Annotated in this window: 8 protein-coding genes and 1 pseudogene; 4 read left to right on the forward strand and 5 right to left on the reverse strand. The window is 71.1% G+C overall.

The features are described 5' to 3' along the window. Positions 1 to 68 precede the first annotated feature (68 nt). Complete coding sequence (locus ACRWK8_RS03915) at positions 69 to 2,075, forward strand: acyltransferase family protein (RefSeq protein ID WP_431868389.1); 2,007 nt, start codon at positions 69 to 71, stop codon at positions 2,073 to 2,075. Between the two features lie 57 nt (positions 2,076 to 2,132). On the opposite strand, the pseudogene ACRWK8_RS26575 reads toward ACRWK8_RS03915, so the two are convergent. The 5 genes and pseudogenes from ACRWK8_RS26575 to ACRWK8_RS03945 all read right to left on the reverse strand — a co-directional run bounded on the left by ACRWK8_RS26575 (position 2,133) and on the right by ACRWK8_RS03945 (position 12,369). Then, a pseudogene (locus tag ACRWK8_RS26575) lies at positions 2,133 to 2,790 on the reverse strand (RloB family protein). Continuing rightward, positions 2,774 to 4,162: an AAA family ATPase gene (locus ACRWK8_RS03930; RefSeq protein WP_431868391.1), complete on the reverse strand. Its 1,389-nt coding sequence runs from the start codon at positions 4,160 to 4,162 to the stop codon at positions 2,774 to 2,776. Before ACRWK8_RS03930 ends, ACRWK8_RS26575 begins: the two are co-directional and overlap by 17 nt. A gap of 267 nt (positions 4,163 to 4,429) precedes the next feature. Then, on the reverse strand, positions 4,430 to 9,457 hold the full coding sequence (locus ACRWK8_RS03935; RefSeq protein WP_431868393.1) for a DNA repair ATPase: 5,028 nt from the start codon (positions 9,455 to 9,457) through the stop codon (positions 4,430 to 4,432). Positions 9,458 to 9,468: 11 nt separating this feature from the next. Further along, a complete protein-coding gene (locus tag ACRWK8_RS03940) occupies positions 9,469 to 11,517 on the reverse strand; it encodes a flotillin family protein (RefSeq protein ID WP_431868395.1) in 2,049 nt (682 codons plus the stop codon). A 210-nt stretch (positions 11,518 to 11,727) separates the two neighbouring features. Continuing rightward, positions 11,728 to 12,369, reverse strand: a complete 642-nt coding sequence (locus ACRWK8_RS03945) for a DUF1449 domain-containing protein (RefSeq protein ID WP_378738206.1) — start codon at positions 12,367 to 12,369, stop codon at positions 11,728 to 11,730. A gap of 353 nt (positions 12,370 to 12,722) precedes the next feature. Here ACRWK8_RS03945 and ACRWK8_RS03950 point away from each other — a divergent pair, with 353 nt between their 5' ends. The 3 genes from ACRWK8_RS03950 to ACRWK8_RS03960 all read left to right on the forward strand — a co-directional run bounded on the left by ACRWK8_RS03950 (position 12,723) and on the right by ACRWK8_RS03960 (position 15,926). After that, positions 12,723 to 14,060, forward strand: a complete 1,338-nt coding sequence (locus ACRWK8_RS03950; protein ID WP_431868398.1) for an MFS transporter — start codon at positions 12,723 to 12,725, stop codon at positions 14,058 to 14,060. A 101-nt stretch (positions 14,061 to 14,161) separates the two neighbouring features. Then, positions 14,162 to 14,596, forward strand: coding sequence for a YciI family protein (locus ACRWK8_RS03955; protein WP_017544302.1), 435 nt, complete (start codon positions 14,162 to 14,164; stop codon positions 14,594 to 14,596). Positions 14,597 to 14,672: 76 nt separating this feature from the next. After that, complete coding sequence (locus ACRWK8_RS03960; RefSeq protein ID WP_431868400.1) at positions 14,673 to 15,926, forward strand: RNA polymerase sigma factor; 1,254 nt, start codon at positions 14,673 to 14,675, stop codon at positions 15,924 to 15,926. Positions 15,927 to 15,931 lie beyond the last annotated feature (5 nt).

The raw sequence follows: 15,931 nt of genomic DNA on the forward strand, positions 1-15,931 counted from the left end.
ACGGGTTCCCGTGGGGGTCGACCCGCGTACCCCGCGCGGTCACCCCGGCTCGCGAGCCTGGGGTTCCCGTGAACACGCCCCGCCTCCCCCCGCAGCCCGGACACCGGCCGGAGATCGACGGCCTGCGCGCCGTCGCCGTCCTGCTCGTGGCCTCGTACCACGTGTGGTTCGGCCGGGTCTCCGGCGGCGTGGACGTCTTCCTGCTGCTCACGGGTTTCCTCGTCACCGGATCCCTGGTGCGCGCGGCCGAACGCGGCGGGTTCCGCTACGGCGCCTTCCTCGGGAGGCTCGCCGTGCGGCTGGTTCCCACGGCGGCCCTGGTGATCGCGGTGTCCCTGCTGGGAGCCCGGCTGCTGCTGCCCGAGGTCCGCTGGCGGGGCACCGTCGCGGAGGCCGTGGCCGCCGCGTTCCACCACATGAACTGGCACCTGGCGCTCGGTTCCGTCGACTACCTGGCCCGCGACGACACCACGAGCGTCTTCCAGCACTTCTGGTCGCTGTCGATCCAGGGCCAGTTCTACCTGGTGTGGCCGGTGGTGATCGGCGTGGCCGCGTGGTGGGCGACCCTTCGCGGCCGGTCCGCCCGCCGAACGCTCCTCGCCGTCCTGGGCGCGGTGTTCGCGCTCTCCCTGGCCTACTCGGTGCTGATGACCCGCGCAGACCAGCCGTGGGCCTACTTCGACACCGGCGCGCGGCTGTGGGAGTTCGCGCTCGGGGGGCTGCTCGCCCTCCTCCTGCCGCACCTGAACCCGCCCCGAGCCCTGCGGATCCTCCTCGGTTGGCTCGGTCTGGCCGCGCTCGTCCTGTGCGGCGTGCTCCTCCAGGTGTCCACGGTCTTCCCCGGCCACGCGGCCCTGTGGCCGACCCTCGCCGCCGCGGCGGTCATCGTGGCCGGGGCCACCGGTTCCCCCTGGGGCGCGGACCGCTGGCTCACCCTCCGCCCGGTGCTGTACCTGGGCTCGCTCTCCTACGCCCTGTACCTGTGGCACTGGCCGATCCTGGTCCTCCACCTGGAGACCACCGGCCGGAACCTCGCCGGTCCGCTCGACGGCTTCCTCGTCCTCGCCCTGTCGGTCGCCCTTGCGGCGGTGACGACTCCGCTGGCCGACCGGATCGTCGCGTTCGGCCGGGCGGGGGCCCGGTGGCGTCCTCCGGTGGTCGCCGCCGCCTGCCTGGTCCCCGTCCTGCTGGCCACGGGCGCGTGGACGGCCCGCATGGACGCCGACCAGCGCCGTCTGGAGGAACTGCTCGCGGACCCGGCCCGCTACCCCGGGGCGGTGGCGCTGCCCCACGACGACCCGGGAGCGTACCCCGACCCGGTCCACCCGCCCCCGGCCTCCGCCGCCCTGGACCTCCCGGTCACCTACGACGACGGCTGCAACCAGTCCACGTCCGGAACCGAGGCGCTCACCTGCGCCTACGGACCTCCGGACCCCGACCGTACGGTCGCCCTGGTCGGCGGTTCGCACGCCGCCCACTGGTTCCCCGCCCTGGCTGAGATCGCGCAGCGCCGCGACTGGCGGCTGGTCAACATCACCAAGGGCGCCTGTCTGTTCACCGACGCGCCCCAGCTGTACAAGGGGGAGCCCTACACCGCGTGCGCCGAGTGGAACGCCAACGTCATGGACGAACTCCGGTCGCTGCGCCCGGACGCGGTGTTCACCACAGGCACCACCACGAGCCGGGACACCGGCGCGGGCTTCGGGCAGGAGGTGCTGGTGGACGGCTACGTGGACCGGTGGCGGGAGCTGGAGGACCTGGGCATCGACGTCGTCGCGGTCCGCGACACCCCGCGCCTGCCCTTCGACGCCCCCGAGTGCCTCGCGGAGTCCGACCCCGAGGGGTGCGCGGTCAGCCCCGCGGACTCCCTGGCCGAGGAGTCGCCCCTGGAAGGGGCGGAGCTCCCCGCCAACGTGACGCCGCTGGACCTGACCGACCTGCTGTGCGAGCCCGACCTGTGCGGCCCGGTGGTCGGCAACGTCCTCGTGTACTGGGACTCCAGCCACATCACCGCCACCTACATGCGCACCCTGGCCCCCGAACTCGAACGCCGCCTCCCAGACTCCACAGGCTGAGTGGTCAGGAGGAAAACACCCGAACGGCCTTCCAACTCGGAAAGGCACCCCGGATGGTCAGCCGGACCCCTCGCGGTACTGGCGCTCGATCGCGTCCACGACCTGGTGGACGTCGGACCAGGGACGGCCGTCGTAGTGGTCGACCCGCGTGCTGGCGGCGCGTGTCCGAGCCCGGTTCAGGCCACTGCCGAAGTCGGAGAACGCCGTACCGGTCTTGCCTCGCCTGACCTGGCCCTTGGCCCACTGCGGCACGGTCTTCCTCAGGAGTCTCTCCGCGTCCTTGGGCTGATGGCAGCCGCTCAGGGCACCGGGGTTCAGATGGTGGAACAGCAGCCACACCTCGAACGCGGGATGGGATACAGCGGTGCGCACGGTCGCCTCGGCGTTCGAGCACTTGGTGTCCCGAACCGGCCCTCAGCTGGTGGACGTTCTCGCCCTCGGTGTCGAAGACGGCCCAGATCTCGGAGTAGCCCTCGCTCCGGCGGTCCAGCGCCTCCTTCACGATCAGGCTGGCCGCCGTCCTGGCGGCGATCTCCACCGACACGGGTTCGGGCACGTGCCCCTGGCCGACGGGGGCGCCCGCCGAGAGCTCCTTGAAGTGCCGCCGCAGCCCGGTGAAGTACTCGCGCTCCGTCTCTCCCTCGCCCAGGATGAGCACCTTGGCGTGCTCGCGCCTCGGACCCGGTCGCCGTCCCTGACTACGGCCCTTCCTCATGGGGGGATTCCTCTCCGGAGCCGTCGTTCTCCAGTGCGTCAGTGCGCGGACGGAGGGCCCGGATCAGGAGGTCCTCGTCCACGAAGGGGACAGCGCCGTAGCGGCCGACGAGGTAGCGCCGGTCGCGGTTCTCCTCTCCGGCGCTCTCGTAGCTGGACATCGGGAACAGGGAGGTGGCCCCCTCGGTGTCCTTCTCCGTCAGCCAGATCTCGTCCTCGGTGAGCACCTCCCGCCCGTGCACCCTGCCGAGCAGGCTGGTGTCATGGCTGGTGAAGATCAGCTGGGCGCCGTGGGGGTTGTTCTCCGGGTCCTTGAACAACGAGATGAGGCTCCCCGAGAGCAGGGTGTGCAGGCTCGTGTCGATCTCGTCGACGACCAGGGTGCCGCCGCGCTCCAGAAGGCCCATGATGACCGTCCCCAGAGCGAGGAGGGCCTGGGTCCCGGAGGACTCCTCCGCGTAGTCCAGGGGCCGGTCCTGCCCGGTTCCCCGGTGGTGGAACGACACCCGGCCGCGTTCGCGCTGTCGGATGAAGGAGGACGCCCGCTTCTTGCCGACCGTCTCCTCGATCCGCCCGCGTTCCTCCTCGGTGAGGGGGTTCTCCTCGACGCTGTAGCCCCGGATACCGGTGTCCACCGCCTGGGCCAGCAGGGCGAGGCGGTCGAGGCGGTCGAGGCGGTCCGAGGGGGCCCGTCGCATGCCTGTCCCTCCCCGCATCATGTCCCCTTGCCGAAGCCGCAGCGAACTGCGGAACCAGTTCCTGACCCGGCTCAGCGCGCGGACCGTCTCGGAGTGGAACATGTTCGGACTGGCGTTGGCCAGGACCGAGATGAGGAGCGCGCTGGGGGCGAGATTGAGCAGGTCGGTCAGTTCCGGCGCGTCCGGGTCGCGATCGCCGTAGGTGAAGGCGAGGCCCTCCCGCTCGAACACGACGTGTTCTTCGCCGTCCCCGGTCTGGAGGTGCAGCCACTCCTCCGCGACCTCCGAGTCGTTGACCGTGAAGCCGTAGGAGTGCCGTATGCCCTGGAGCAGCAGCTCCACGGCGAACCCCGAGGTCCTGGCGGCGGAGTCCTCGTCCAGGAGGAAGGGCTCCCGGGGGATGCGGTCCTCGTCGTCGTCCTCCGTGCCGAAGTTCGAGCGGGGCCCGCCGAAGCCGGGAACGGAACCGTAGATCATGGTGCGGCGCATGAACTGGAGCGCCTTGACCAGCGCGGACTTTCCGGAGGCGTTGGCACCGAAGATGCCGGTGACCCGGAGAGGGGTGATCTCGTCAGGTACAGGGAAGCCGCTCTCGCTCTGCTCCGAGGGGAGGAGGATGAGTTCCTGCTCGTCGCGCAGTGACCGGTGGTTCTCCACCCGAAAACTCAGCAGCATGCTCTCGGCTCCCCGGTTGGTGCGGCGCCCCCTGGGCTGGCTTGGCTTCACTATGCCTGGACCACTCTAGAGGAGCCCAACGGCCACGCACGGGGCGAGGGACGACTTTTCCACAGGCCCGGGATGGCTCATCCGATGTCGGGCTCGTGCGGGGGCGCCGGACACCCCAGGGCCGTGGCGTACGTGGGAGCCGTCGGACCGTGACACACGAAAGGGGGCCGCCGACCTCGCGGGTCGGCGGCCCCTCCTCGGCCTTCGGGTGGGCGGCTACCCCTCGGAGCCGCGTCCGAGGGCGGTGCCGATCTCACCCACGCGGTCGGCCAGCAGGCCCATCGCGCCGATGGCCCTGGTCATCGGGTCGTCGTCGGACCGGCCCAGCGCGCGGCCGCGACGGAAGCCCGCCTTGACCTCGCGCCAGCGCTCCTCCTGCTCGGGGGTCATCACCCCGCGCAGTTCGGCCAGCTTGAGCAGGTTGGCCTCCGCGCCGGACGTGAGGGTCTGCGCCTCGCCCAGGTAGTGGTCGTCGATGACGGCCTCCACCTCGGCCTCGTTCATGACCGGCACGATCTTCTCCGACAGCCGGTTCATGTTCCGGTACGAGCCCTGGAGCTGGAACGGCGGCTCCGTGCGGGCGTCCTCCGACTGCGCGGCCGAGGCGATGTAGGCCTGGTTGTTGGCCAGCACCACCTCCTGCACCCGGAGCATCTTCTGGAGCACGGAGACGATCCGGTCCACCTCCGCCGCCGAGTACGGGTGCTTCAACCGGTCCGTGCCGACCGAGTCGTCGCCCTGGGCCATCCGCACGAACGTGTACACGTCCTCGCGGTCCCGGGTGGACAGCGGCGCCAGGGTCGGGTTGGAGGTGAGCGCGTTCTCGATGTAGCTGAGCGCGAACAGCTCCTCCTTGCCCGAGAGCACGTCACCCAGGTTGTACACGTCGGCGCGGTTGGCCAGCATGTCCGGGACGCGGAACCGCTTGCCCTGCTCGGTGTACGGATTACCGGCCATGCAGACGGCGAACCGCTTCCCGCGCAGGTCGTAGGTGCGCGTCCGCCCCTCCCACACGCCCTCCATCCGGCGCTGGCCGTCGCAGAGCGAGATGAACTTCTGGAGGAGCTCCGGGTTGGTGTGCTGGATGTCGTCCAGGTACAGCATCGTGTTGCTGCCCATCTCCAGCGCCAGGGAGATCTTCTCGATCTCCTGGCGTGAGGTGGCGTCCGGGGCCTCGGACGGGTCCAACGAGGTGACGGCGTGCCCCAGGGCGGGGCCGTTGACCTTGACGAACACCAGCCCGAGACGGCTCGCCACGTACTCCATCAGCGTGGTCTTGCCGTACCCGGGCGGGGAGATGAGCAGCAGCAGACCGCTCTGGTCCGTGCGCTTGTCGTCCCCCGCCGCGCCCAGCTGCTTGGCGAGGTTGTCACCGATCAGCGGCAGGTACGACTCGTCCAGCAGCCGGTTGCGCACGAACCCGCTCATCACCTTCGGCCTGTACTCCTCCAGCCGCAGGCGCTCGCGCTCGGTCGCCACCAGCGCGTTCCGGCGCCGCTGGAAGTCCCGGTAGGCGGGCACCTCCACCGTGCGGAACCGCCGGGTGCGCGGCAGGATCTCGTCCAGCCGCACCTCCAGCGACCGCTCGCTGATCCTCGGGTGCGACCCCAGCAGCCCGGTGACGCGTTCACCGACCGCCGCCGACGACTCGTACCGGTCCACCTCGCACAGCGCGATCGCGGCGGCCTCGGGCAGGTCGCCCGGGGCGGGCGGCTCCTCCAGGGTGGTCGCGTACGCCTCCAGCCACGCCGTCACCAGCTGGTGCCGGGCGGCCAGGTCGTCGCCGAGCCCCCGCAGGTCCTCCTCGAAGGCCTTGCGGGTGGTCTCCCGGGTGCTGCCCAGCGCCCGGTGGAACCGGTCCAGCAGCTGACGGGCGCCCGCACCCGAGACGAACCCGCGCTCGGCGGGACCGTCCAGGGCCAGCTCCTCGAAGAGGTAGTCGCCCACCAGCTCCAGGTCGGCGTCCTGGTACAGGCCGGTGTCGGTGAGGAAGGCGTCCACGCCCCCGGCCAGTTCGGCGCGCAACGCGTCGATCGCGGCCGACCCGCGCGCCCCGAACACGCTCCGGGCCCGCGCGAGCGAGGTCGCCCGCGTCCGCCAGGCACCGCGCCGCTCCTGGTCCGCGCCGTACGCCCAGAACAGCTGGGCCACGGCTCTGACCTGACCCGGATAGCGCAGGAGACCTGCTCCGGCGCGGAGCCGCAGCAGCGCGGAGAGGATCCGGGTGGCGTCGTGGTCGTGCACGCCCCGCTCGTAGCCCTCGTCGTAGCGGGACTCCGCCGCCCCGCGCACCAGGGACTCCAGGGAGTCCCCGTTCTCGGGGTGGAGGTCGGCCTCGCTGAGGGCCTCCAGCGTGAACCCGCCGGTCCCCTCCTCGGCCGCGCTCAGGATCGACGTGGCCAGGTACTCGGCCCGGTACACCTCGGGGCTCTCCGAGACCAGCAGCCGGTCCCACAGGTGGCTGGTCTCCTGGAAGGCCTCGTCCCGGACCGGCGACCGGAAGTCGGTGCCGGTGACCGCCACCGACATGTGACCGTCGTGCGGCGTGAGGGTGAGGTCGACGGGCTGGGTGTTGACCGCGAAGCGGTGCCTGCCCAGCCGGATGGTCTCCCCGCCGGCACCGCCCTCGAACAGGTCGGTGCGGTCCTGGAGCGCCCGCCCCGCCTCCTGGCGGGCGGCCAGGATCCGGCCCTCCAGCTCCTCGGCGCGCACGGTGTCCCCGAGCGCGCGCATCTCCTCGGCGGTGCGGCGCAGCCGCGTCACCATCGCGTCCGAGGCGAAGTAGGTGTTGATGTCCTCCAGCGTGGTCAGGGCCGCGACCCGCCGGTGCACGCCCTCCAGGACCCGGGCGGCGGAGGACGCCAACCGGTCGGCCCGGCGGGAGCGCTCGTCCACCAGCGCCTGCTTGCGGGTGGAGAACGCCTCGTAGACGTCCTCGCGCTTGTCCGCCAACTCCTGGAGGAAGTCGTCGAACTCCGCGAAGCGGGACTCCAGGTTCTCCAGTTGGAGCATGATCCGGCCCAGCTGCTCGTCGCAGCGGTCCGGGGTGTCCGCCGCGGCGATCGCCCCGGTGATGGCCTGTCCCAGCAGGGCGAACTCGGCGGCGAACTCGGCCCGGCCCTCCAGGGCGAGCAGTTCCCTCCGGCGCGACTCCAGCGTGGCGCGGGCCCGGTTGACCCCGGCCATCACCTCGCTGATCCGCTCCAGGATGCGCGTGCGCACCTGGGCGTCGCCGATGTCGAGGGAGCCGATCACCTCGGTGACGACCTGGAGGCCCTCGGTCTGTTCCGCGATGCGCTCGCCCACGGCGGTGGCGGCGCTGACCGCCTCCAGCGCCTCGGCCTCCCCGACGAGCCGCTCCACCTCGGAGTGGTAGCCGTCGAAGGCGTCGTCCTGTTCGAGGAAGGCGACGGTGCGGCGCCCGGCGGAGGCGATCTCCTCGCCCAGGGCCTCCTCCACCGCGTCGATCCGGCTGGTGTCCGCGTAGCGCGTCTCGCGCAGCGTGGCGGCCTGCCCCTGGGCGCGGCGCAGGTCGGTCAGCCGGGTGACCCAGCCCTCGGCCGAGCGCGGGGTCTCGCCCCGCGACCGGCGGATGAGCGCGGTGACCCTCTCCTCGGTCTCGGTGAGGCTCTGGTCTGCCTGCCGGGTGAGTTCCTGGACGGTCTCGAACTCGTCCAGGACCCGCTCGGCCGTGGACCGCACCTCGCTGAGCGGGGTGGCGAGGTCGCCCAGCGCCTCGTCGCCCAGCCAGTGGAACCGGTCCAGGACCCGGCGGCAGGCCGCGATGAGCGCCTCGAACACCTCGGAGGAGGGCCTCATGTCCTCGGAGATCCGCGCCACCGACAGGCACTCGGACACGCCCTGGACCAGTTCGGCGTTGCCGATCCGCTCCAGCGGCCCGGTGCCGACCGGCTGCGCGGCCGCGTACACGTCGGACACGTACGGGGTCTGCCACACCTGCATGGGGTGCACCCGCGTGGGTTCACCGGAGGTGTCGCGGAAGACCGTCATGGTCCCGTCGTCGAACAGCGAGTAGCCGTGGCAGACGATCGGGTTGGCGACCTCCTTGCGGATGGTGTTGTACGACAGCAGCAGGCTGCGGCCGTCCGCCCGCGAGTGGAAGACGTACAGCACGTCCTCACCGTTGGGCGAGCGCACCACCCGCTCGAACTCCAGGTCCGTGACGTCGGTGTCGAAGGTTCGGGCGACCCCGGTGGACAGGTAGTAGCCGCCGGGGAAGATGAGCCCCTGGTCGTCGGGCAGACGCTGGCAGGACTGGCCGATCCCGTCGAGGCGTTCGACCCCCTTGGTGCGCGTGTTGAAGACCAGGTGGCGCCAGACCGTCTCGTTGTACGGCTGGACCTTCAGCAGGACCAGCGCGCCGACCTGCGCGTGGAACACCGACGCGTCGGCCAGGCTCTGCAACGGCTCGTCCACGGGCTCGCTGTAGACGCCCTCCCCGACCTCGGTGTTGTTCTCCACCTTGATGGTGAGGTCGCCGCCGACCGTCTCCACGAACAGCTCGTCGCGGATCGAGATGTGCGGGTGCCGCCCCTGCACGTGGTCCTCGCGGGTGGCCTCCGTCCACGTGAAGTCGTGCGAGGGCGGGAACACGTGGTCGCGTTCGCCCCGGTCGTCGAGGTAGGAGAGCTCGCCGGTGGGCGAGACCGACCACCGCAGCACCCGCACGTCCTCGGTGCGCGGGCCGGTCTGGAAGACGGCGAGCAGCCGGTCCTCGACCCGGCGCAGCTGGAGCAGGCGGGCGTCGCGGTAGTAGCGGTAGAGCTGGGTGAACTCCTGGCGGAACCGCTCGTCCGCGAGGAGGCCGGGAACGGCGTCCTCGGCGGTGTCGGTGAACTCGAAGGAGTCACCGTCGTGCTCGTACCGGTGCAGGGAGAACACGTCGGAGACGTGCGTCTGGCTCTGCATGCCGATGTAGACGTTGTAGCCGAAGAGGATCAGGTCCCCGTCGGCGTCGTCCCCGACGGAGCGCCCCACGCTGACGATGTCGCGCGGCACGCAGTTGTGTTCGGTGCGGATGCGCTCGGTACCGCGCAGGGAGAGCTCAGTGCCGCCGAACACCCCAAGGCGGCGGTCGTTGAGTTCCTCGGTCCGCCGGGCCAGCTCACCGGTCTGTTCGCGGAGCCGGGCGCGGAGCACCTCGTAGGTGCCCGCGTCCAGCGTCCGCGCGTCCTCGGTGTCGGGTCCGGGGCCTTCGGTCTCCTGGGAGTGGGCCTCGGTCACGGAGGACTACCTCACTGCTTCACGGGGGCGAGGGCGTTCACGGGGAGCTGGTCGAGGCCCAGGGAGCGGGCCGTGCTCAGCAGGTTGTCCAGCTTGCCCGACTCGGGGCCGCCCGAGGCGATCAGCTTCAGCAGCAGGGCGGAGACGGTCAGGTTCTTGACGTCCTCCGTGTCGGCCTGAGCCAGGACCCGCCTGACGTCCTCGGCGAAGTTGCCCTCGCCGCTCAGCCAGCCGCTGCCCAGCGCCTGCAAGGTGTCGGAGCTGCCCACGAAGCCGTCCACGGCCTTGCCCATGCCGATGGAGTTGACCATGCGGTCGAAGAAGGCGCCGTCGCCGCCGACGATGTTGATGTCGGCGCTCTCCAGACCGGCGGCCATCGCCGCGGCCTGGGCCTCCGCGACCTGACGGTGCACGTCGATCCCGGCCAGACGGACCTCCTTCTCGGCGTCCAGGCGCAGGCGGTACTCCTCGTGCTCGCGGCTGACCTGGTCCAGGGCGGCCATGGCGGCGGCCTTGTCGGTCAGACCGGCGGCCTCGGCGCGCAGCTTCTTCTCCACCGCGTCGGCCTCGACGTCGGCCTTCTCGCGGGCGACGACGGCCTCGGCGCGGCCGAGCTTCTCGACGGCGGCGGCGTCCTGCTCGCGCACCTGGACGTCGGCCAGGCCAGCGGCGGCGGCCTCGGCCTGGATGCCCTCGGCCAGGCGGATCTTGGCGCGGGTGTCCAGCTCGGCGGCCTGCTGGCGGGCCTCCGCGAGCGTGAGCTCCTCCTGGGCCCGGTGCTTGGCGGCGGCCTCTGCGGCCTCGGCGGCCTTGATGTCCTTGACCAGGTTCTCCTGGGCCTCGGCCTCGGCGTGGATGATGATGGCCTGGCGCTGGCGCTCGGCCTCCTCCACGGCCCGGAGCTTCTTGATCGCCTCCTCCTGCTCCGCGACGGTGCGGTCGACGGCCACGCGCTCGCGGACGACGTCGGCGACCTCGCGCTTCTCGGCCTCGACCTCCTTCTCCTTCGCGATGCGGCTCAGCTCGGTCTCGCGCTCGCGGCCGATGACCTCCAGGAGGCGGTCCTTCTCGATCCGCTCGGTCTCGATGGCGATGACGCGCTCGCGGTTCTTCTCCGCGACCGCGATCTCACGCTGCTGGTTCTGGTGCTGGACACCCAGCGACTCGGAGGTGCGCAGGTTGGCGGTCTCGGACTTGAGCCGCTCCTCGGCCTGGACCCGGGCGGTCTCGGCCTCCTCCTGCGCGCGGATGATCTCGATCTCGCGCTTGGCCTTGGCCGCCGCCTCCTCGCGACGCTTCTCCAGCTCGGCGAGGGTCTCGGCGGTCTCCGTGTTCTGGCGGTCGATCTCCTTCTTGCGGTCGTTCTCGAACTCGTTGGTGCGCTTGTGCTCCTTGGCGGTGCGCTCCGTGATCTTCGAGATGCCCTGCGCGTCGAGGATGTTGTTGGCGTCGTGCTGGTGCAGCGGGGTCTGCTCCAGCTCGTCGATGGCCACGTCCTCCAGGATGTAGCCGTTGAGGTCGGTGCCGATCAGCGACACGATCGCGTGGCGGAACTGCTCGCGGTGGGTGAAGAGCTCCTCGAAGTCGAACTGCTTGCCGACGGTCTTGAGCGCCTCGGAGAACTTGGAGTTGAAGAGCTCCTGGAGGGTGTCCTGGTCGCTGGCGCGCGCGGTGCCGATCGCCTTCGCGACCTTCTTGACGTCCTCGGCGGTCTCGTTCACGCGGACGTAGAAGAAGACCTTGATGTCCGCGCGGATGTTGTCCTTGCAGGTCAGGCCGTCACGGCCGCCGCGCTCCAGGGTCAGGCTCTTGAGGGAGATGTCCATGATCTCGGCCTTGTGCAGGACCGGGAGGACGATGGAGCCGGTGAAGGTGACGTGGACGTCCCTGACCTTGGAGATGATCAGGGCCTTGCCCTGCTCGACCTTCCGGAAGAGGCGCGTGACCATGATCAGGAGGGCGATGAGGACGACGAGGCCGATGGCCAGGGCCACTCCGAAGGTCAGGAAGGCCGCGTCAGCCGCCTCCTGGCCGCCGGTGGAGGATGCGCTCAGCAACACGTGGGGGTCTCTTTCTGCGAGGTGAAGGTGGTCGGTCCGGCACCGGGGGAGCGACGCGGGGCTGGCGGTGCGGCGACCTGGGGTGAGAAGCGTTCGTCATGGTGTGGGACGCGACCGTGGCGCGAACGGTTCCACGGTCGGGGAAGATCGTCCCTGCTCACGGGCGAGCCGGGAGCACGGCGGCGCGGTGGGTGGTGCCCGGTCGGGCGGTCAGGACTGCCCGGGGTCCAGGGCGGCGTCGAAGGCGGTCACCAGGAAGACGTCGTCGTCCGGGCTGTGGTCGAAGATCAGCGCGGTGCTGCCCAGGGACAGGACCTCACCGCTGGTGGTGCGTACGGGGATGGAGATGGCGGCGCCGCCCGCCGTGGTGATCTCGGCCTGGCCGAAGTCCTCGCGGGCCTCACCGATCCGGATCACACAGGTGCGGCCGACCAGCTCGTGCTTGGAGTCGCGGCGGCGCTGGGGCAGGAAGCGTTGGAGGCCCATGACCACGCCGCTGGTGACCGCCCAGGCGGCGACCAGTGCGATGAGCAGCACCACGGCGCCGAGGGCGTACACCAAGGGGGTGGAGGTGGTCTCGATGAGGGTGGTCAAGATGCTTCCCATCATGCTCACGAACCAGGCGACACAGATCAGCAGGCTCAGGGCCACCGTCACCGGAACCCGGCCGAGGCCCGCCCTGCGGAGGAACGCGCTCAGGCCGACGGCGTCGCCCTCGGAGTCCACGCTGTCGAGCAGTTCGGTGTCGGAGGCGCCGACGATCACGAGGATCCAGTAGCCCAGCACGACGACGAGCATCGGTGTGAACAGGACGGTGGGGAATCCGAACGCGGCACTCAGGAAAACGCCCACCCGTGCCCCCGCCCCCACCGTTCGAACCGTCCCGGAACTCTACCGAACGCCCCAGTTCAGGACGGCCTCAGGGGCCGTTCCTGACCGCTTGTGGTCACGTTCGGGCCCTGTCCTGATCCGGCCACGGGGTGGTCGCTCACTCCGTGGGAGCACGCGTGAACAGGGCGGAGCGGTGTCCGGGCGCGGTCGGGCGCCTCGGTGGGACGTGAACGACGGGTCGCCGTGACCGGGAGTTGACCGCTGCCGGGAAGTCTGGACCCGGCCGCACCCGGCCCACACCCCCTGAAAGGCGTCCCCCAGTGAACAGCGCATCCCCCGCCCGGGACCTCCCCGGGACGAAGACGAAACCACCGATGGGCCGGGACTTCCGCCGCTTCTGGGCGGGAAGCCTGTCCAGCAACCTCGGCGACGGGATGATGCTCGTCGCGTTGCCGCTGGTGGCGGCCATGCTGACCAACGACCCCCTGCTGGTGGCCGGGCTGACGGCGGTCCGCTTCCTGCCCTGGCTGCTGGTCGGCCTGTTCGCGGGCGTGGTGGTGGACCGGGTCGACCGGGTGCGCCTGATGGTCCTGACCAACCTCGGCCGGGGCGGTGCGCTCGTGGCCCTGTCCTTGCTGATCGTCACCGGTCACGCCTCGATCTGGGTGCTGTACGCGGTCATGTTCACGGTGATGGTCTGCGAGGTCTTCTACGACCTCGCCGGGCAGGCGATGCTGCCGGACATCGCTCCGGCCGGTGCGCTGGACCGGGCCAACAGCCGACTGGTGGGGGGTCAGACGGTCACCCAGCAGTTCGCGGGCGGGCCTCTGGCCGGGTTCCTGTTCGCCGTGGCGGCGTTCCTGCCGCTGGCCGTCAACGCCGGGGCCTACGTCCTGGGTGCCCTGGTGCTGCTCGGCCTGCCGTTGGCGGTGCGCCGCCCCCGCCGACCGGAGGGCGGTACCGGGGAGAGAAGCGGGAAGGGAGCGGTGCGTTCGGTCCTCGACGACATCGGTGAGGGGCTGGCCTTCGTCTTCCGTGGCAGCTCCCTGGGTCCGATCCTGGCGTTCAACGTGGTCATGAACATGGCCTTCGTCGGCCAGTCCGCGGTGATGGTGCTCCTGGTCCGGGACCACTTCGGGGTGCCCGCCGCCCTGTACGGGGTCTTCCTGGGCGCCTCCGCGGTGGGCGCGCTGCTGGGCGCGACCACGGTGAGCCGGATCGTGGGCCGTCTCGGCCGGTTCCGCACGGAGATGGCGCTCTTCACCCTGGCGTCCGTGTCCTGTGTCGCCTTCGGCCTCGCCCCCAACGCCTACGCGGCCGCCGTGGCGTGGACGGTGATCGGGTTCGCCATGACCTCCTCCAACATCGTGATGATCAGCGCCATCCAGCTCATCGTTCCCAGCGCCCAGATGGGGCGGGTGATGTCCTGCGTCCAGGTGTCCGGTGCGGGCTTCTCCCCCATCGGCGCACTGCTGGGCGGGGCGCTCGGCCGGGTCGAGCTCTCCTACGTGCCGGTCGCGGCGGGCGTGGTGGTCTTCGCCGGACTGCTCCTGTCCGCGTCCGCGCTGCGCCGGGTCACCGCCCAGGCGGACGAACACGAGACTGCCGCGGTGGCCGAAGCGTCAGGGGCCGAAGCATCAGGGGCCGAAGCCTCGGGAAAAGCGGCTGACCTGGGTGAACATGAGCAGGAAGCCGGGCAGGAGAAAAAGTAGGGAGAATTCCGAGGAGGGTGTCGATTCCGGCCCGGCCCGTTCGACGTACTGGTGAGAGCGGGGGACGGACCCCGTTCCGCACCCGAAGAGCGGAGAGCACCATGCGCTACCTGATGTCGATCATGAGCACCCCCGAGTCCGAGGCCGCCGACTACGAGGTCGGTCCCGAGGTCTACGAGGAGATGGGCAAGTACAACGAGGAGATGCTCCGGGCCGGGGTCATGCTCACCGGCGAGGGGCTGGCGCCCACCTCCGCCGGGGCCGAGGTCATCTTCCGCGACGGTGAGGCCACCGTGCTGGACGGTCCCTTCACCGAGGCGAAGGAGTTCATCGCGGGGTACTGGGTGCTCCAGGTGTCCTCGCACGCCGAGGCGCTGGAGTGGGCCAGGAGGTGCCCGCACCCCGCCAAGGGCGAGCCGGGCGAGCTCAAGCTCCAGCTCCGCCGGATCGCTGAGCTGGAGGATCTGGAGGACATGCCCGAGGAGGTCAAGGAGCACGAGCGCGAGCGTCGTGCCGAGGAGGGCCAGCAGGGCTGAGCCCCGCCCTTCGAGGTGTCGTGAGCGGGCTCGTGACCCGTTGCACCGGTGTGGCCCGTGGTGCTGTGATGGACCCATGGGCCACACCGGCGTCGATCGCGAGGTGGAGGCGGTCTGGCGCATCGAGTCGGCCCGCCTCGTCGCCACGCTCACCGGGATGGTCGGGGAGGTCGGGCTCGCGGAGGAGTTCGCCCAGGACGCCCTGGTCTCCGCCCTGGAGAAGTGGCCGGAGGAGGGGGTGCCCCGCAAACCGGGGGCCTGGTTGACGACCGTCGCGCGGCGCCGCGTGGTCGACCGTTGGCGGCGGGACGAGCGTTTCCGGTCGCACATGGTGGAGCTGGGCCGGGAGTTCACCGAGCACGACGGGCAGTCCGACTTCGACGCCGTCCTGGAGGAGGACTACGGCGACGACCTGCTCCGCCTGATGTTCGTCTGTTGTCATCCGGTGCTGCCCACACCCGCGCGGATCGCCCTCACCCTGAGGCTGCTCGGCGGCCTCACCACCGACGAGATCGCCCGCGCCTTCCTGGTTCCCGAGGCCACCGTCGCGCAGCGCGTGGTGCGCGCCAAGCGCACGCTCGCCCGGAGGAGGGTCCGGTTCGAGGTGCCGAGCGGGCCGGACCGCGACGCCCGGCTCTCGGACGTACTCGAAGTCCTCTACCTGGTGTTCAACGAGGGCTATACGGCGACCTCGGGGGAGCGCTGGCTGCGCCCCGAGTTGTGCGAGGAGGCCATGCGCCTGGGCCGGGTCCTCGCTGAGTTGTTACCCCGGGAGCCCGAGGTGCACGGGCTGCTGGCGCTCATGGAGCTCCAGGCCTCCCGGTTCCGGGCCCGGGGCGGCCCCGGAGGGGAGGCGGTGCCGCTCGCGGAGCAGGACCGTTCCCGTTGGGACCGGTTGCTCATCGGCCGGGGGGTGCGGGCCCTGGGGCGTTCGGTGCCCCCGGACCCCGCCGAGCCCCGGGGCGTCTACTCGCTCCAGGCGGGGATCGCCGCACTGCACGCGGTCGCCGTTCGGCCGGAGGACACTGACTGGAACGGGATCGCCGTCCTGTACGAGGAGCTGGTCCGGCGAACCGGCTCTCCCGTCGTGGAACTCAATCGCGCCGTGGCCGTGTCCATGGCGCTGGGGCCGGAGGAGGCGCTCGGGATCGTCGACGCGCTCCGTGCGTCGGGGGCCTTGGACGGCTACCACCTGTTGCCCACCGTCCGGGGCGACCTGCTGGAACGCCTGGGCCGCGCGGAGGAGGCCCGCGCGGAGTTCGCGCGGGCGGTCGGGCTCACCCGCAACGCACGCGAACGCGACCTTCTGTTGGAACGCGCGCGAAGGTGAGCCTT

The organism is Nocardiopsis eucommiae (genome assembly GCF_965344335.1).
In the GTDB taxonomy this organism is placed as follows: Bacteria; Actinomycetota; Actinomycetes; order Streptosporangiales; family Streptosporangiaceae; genus Nocardiopsis; species Nocardiopsis eucommiae.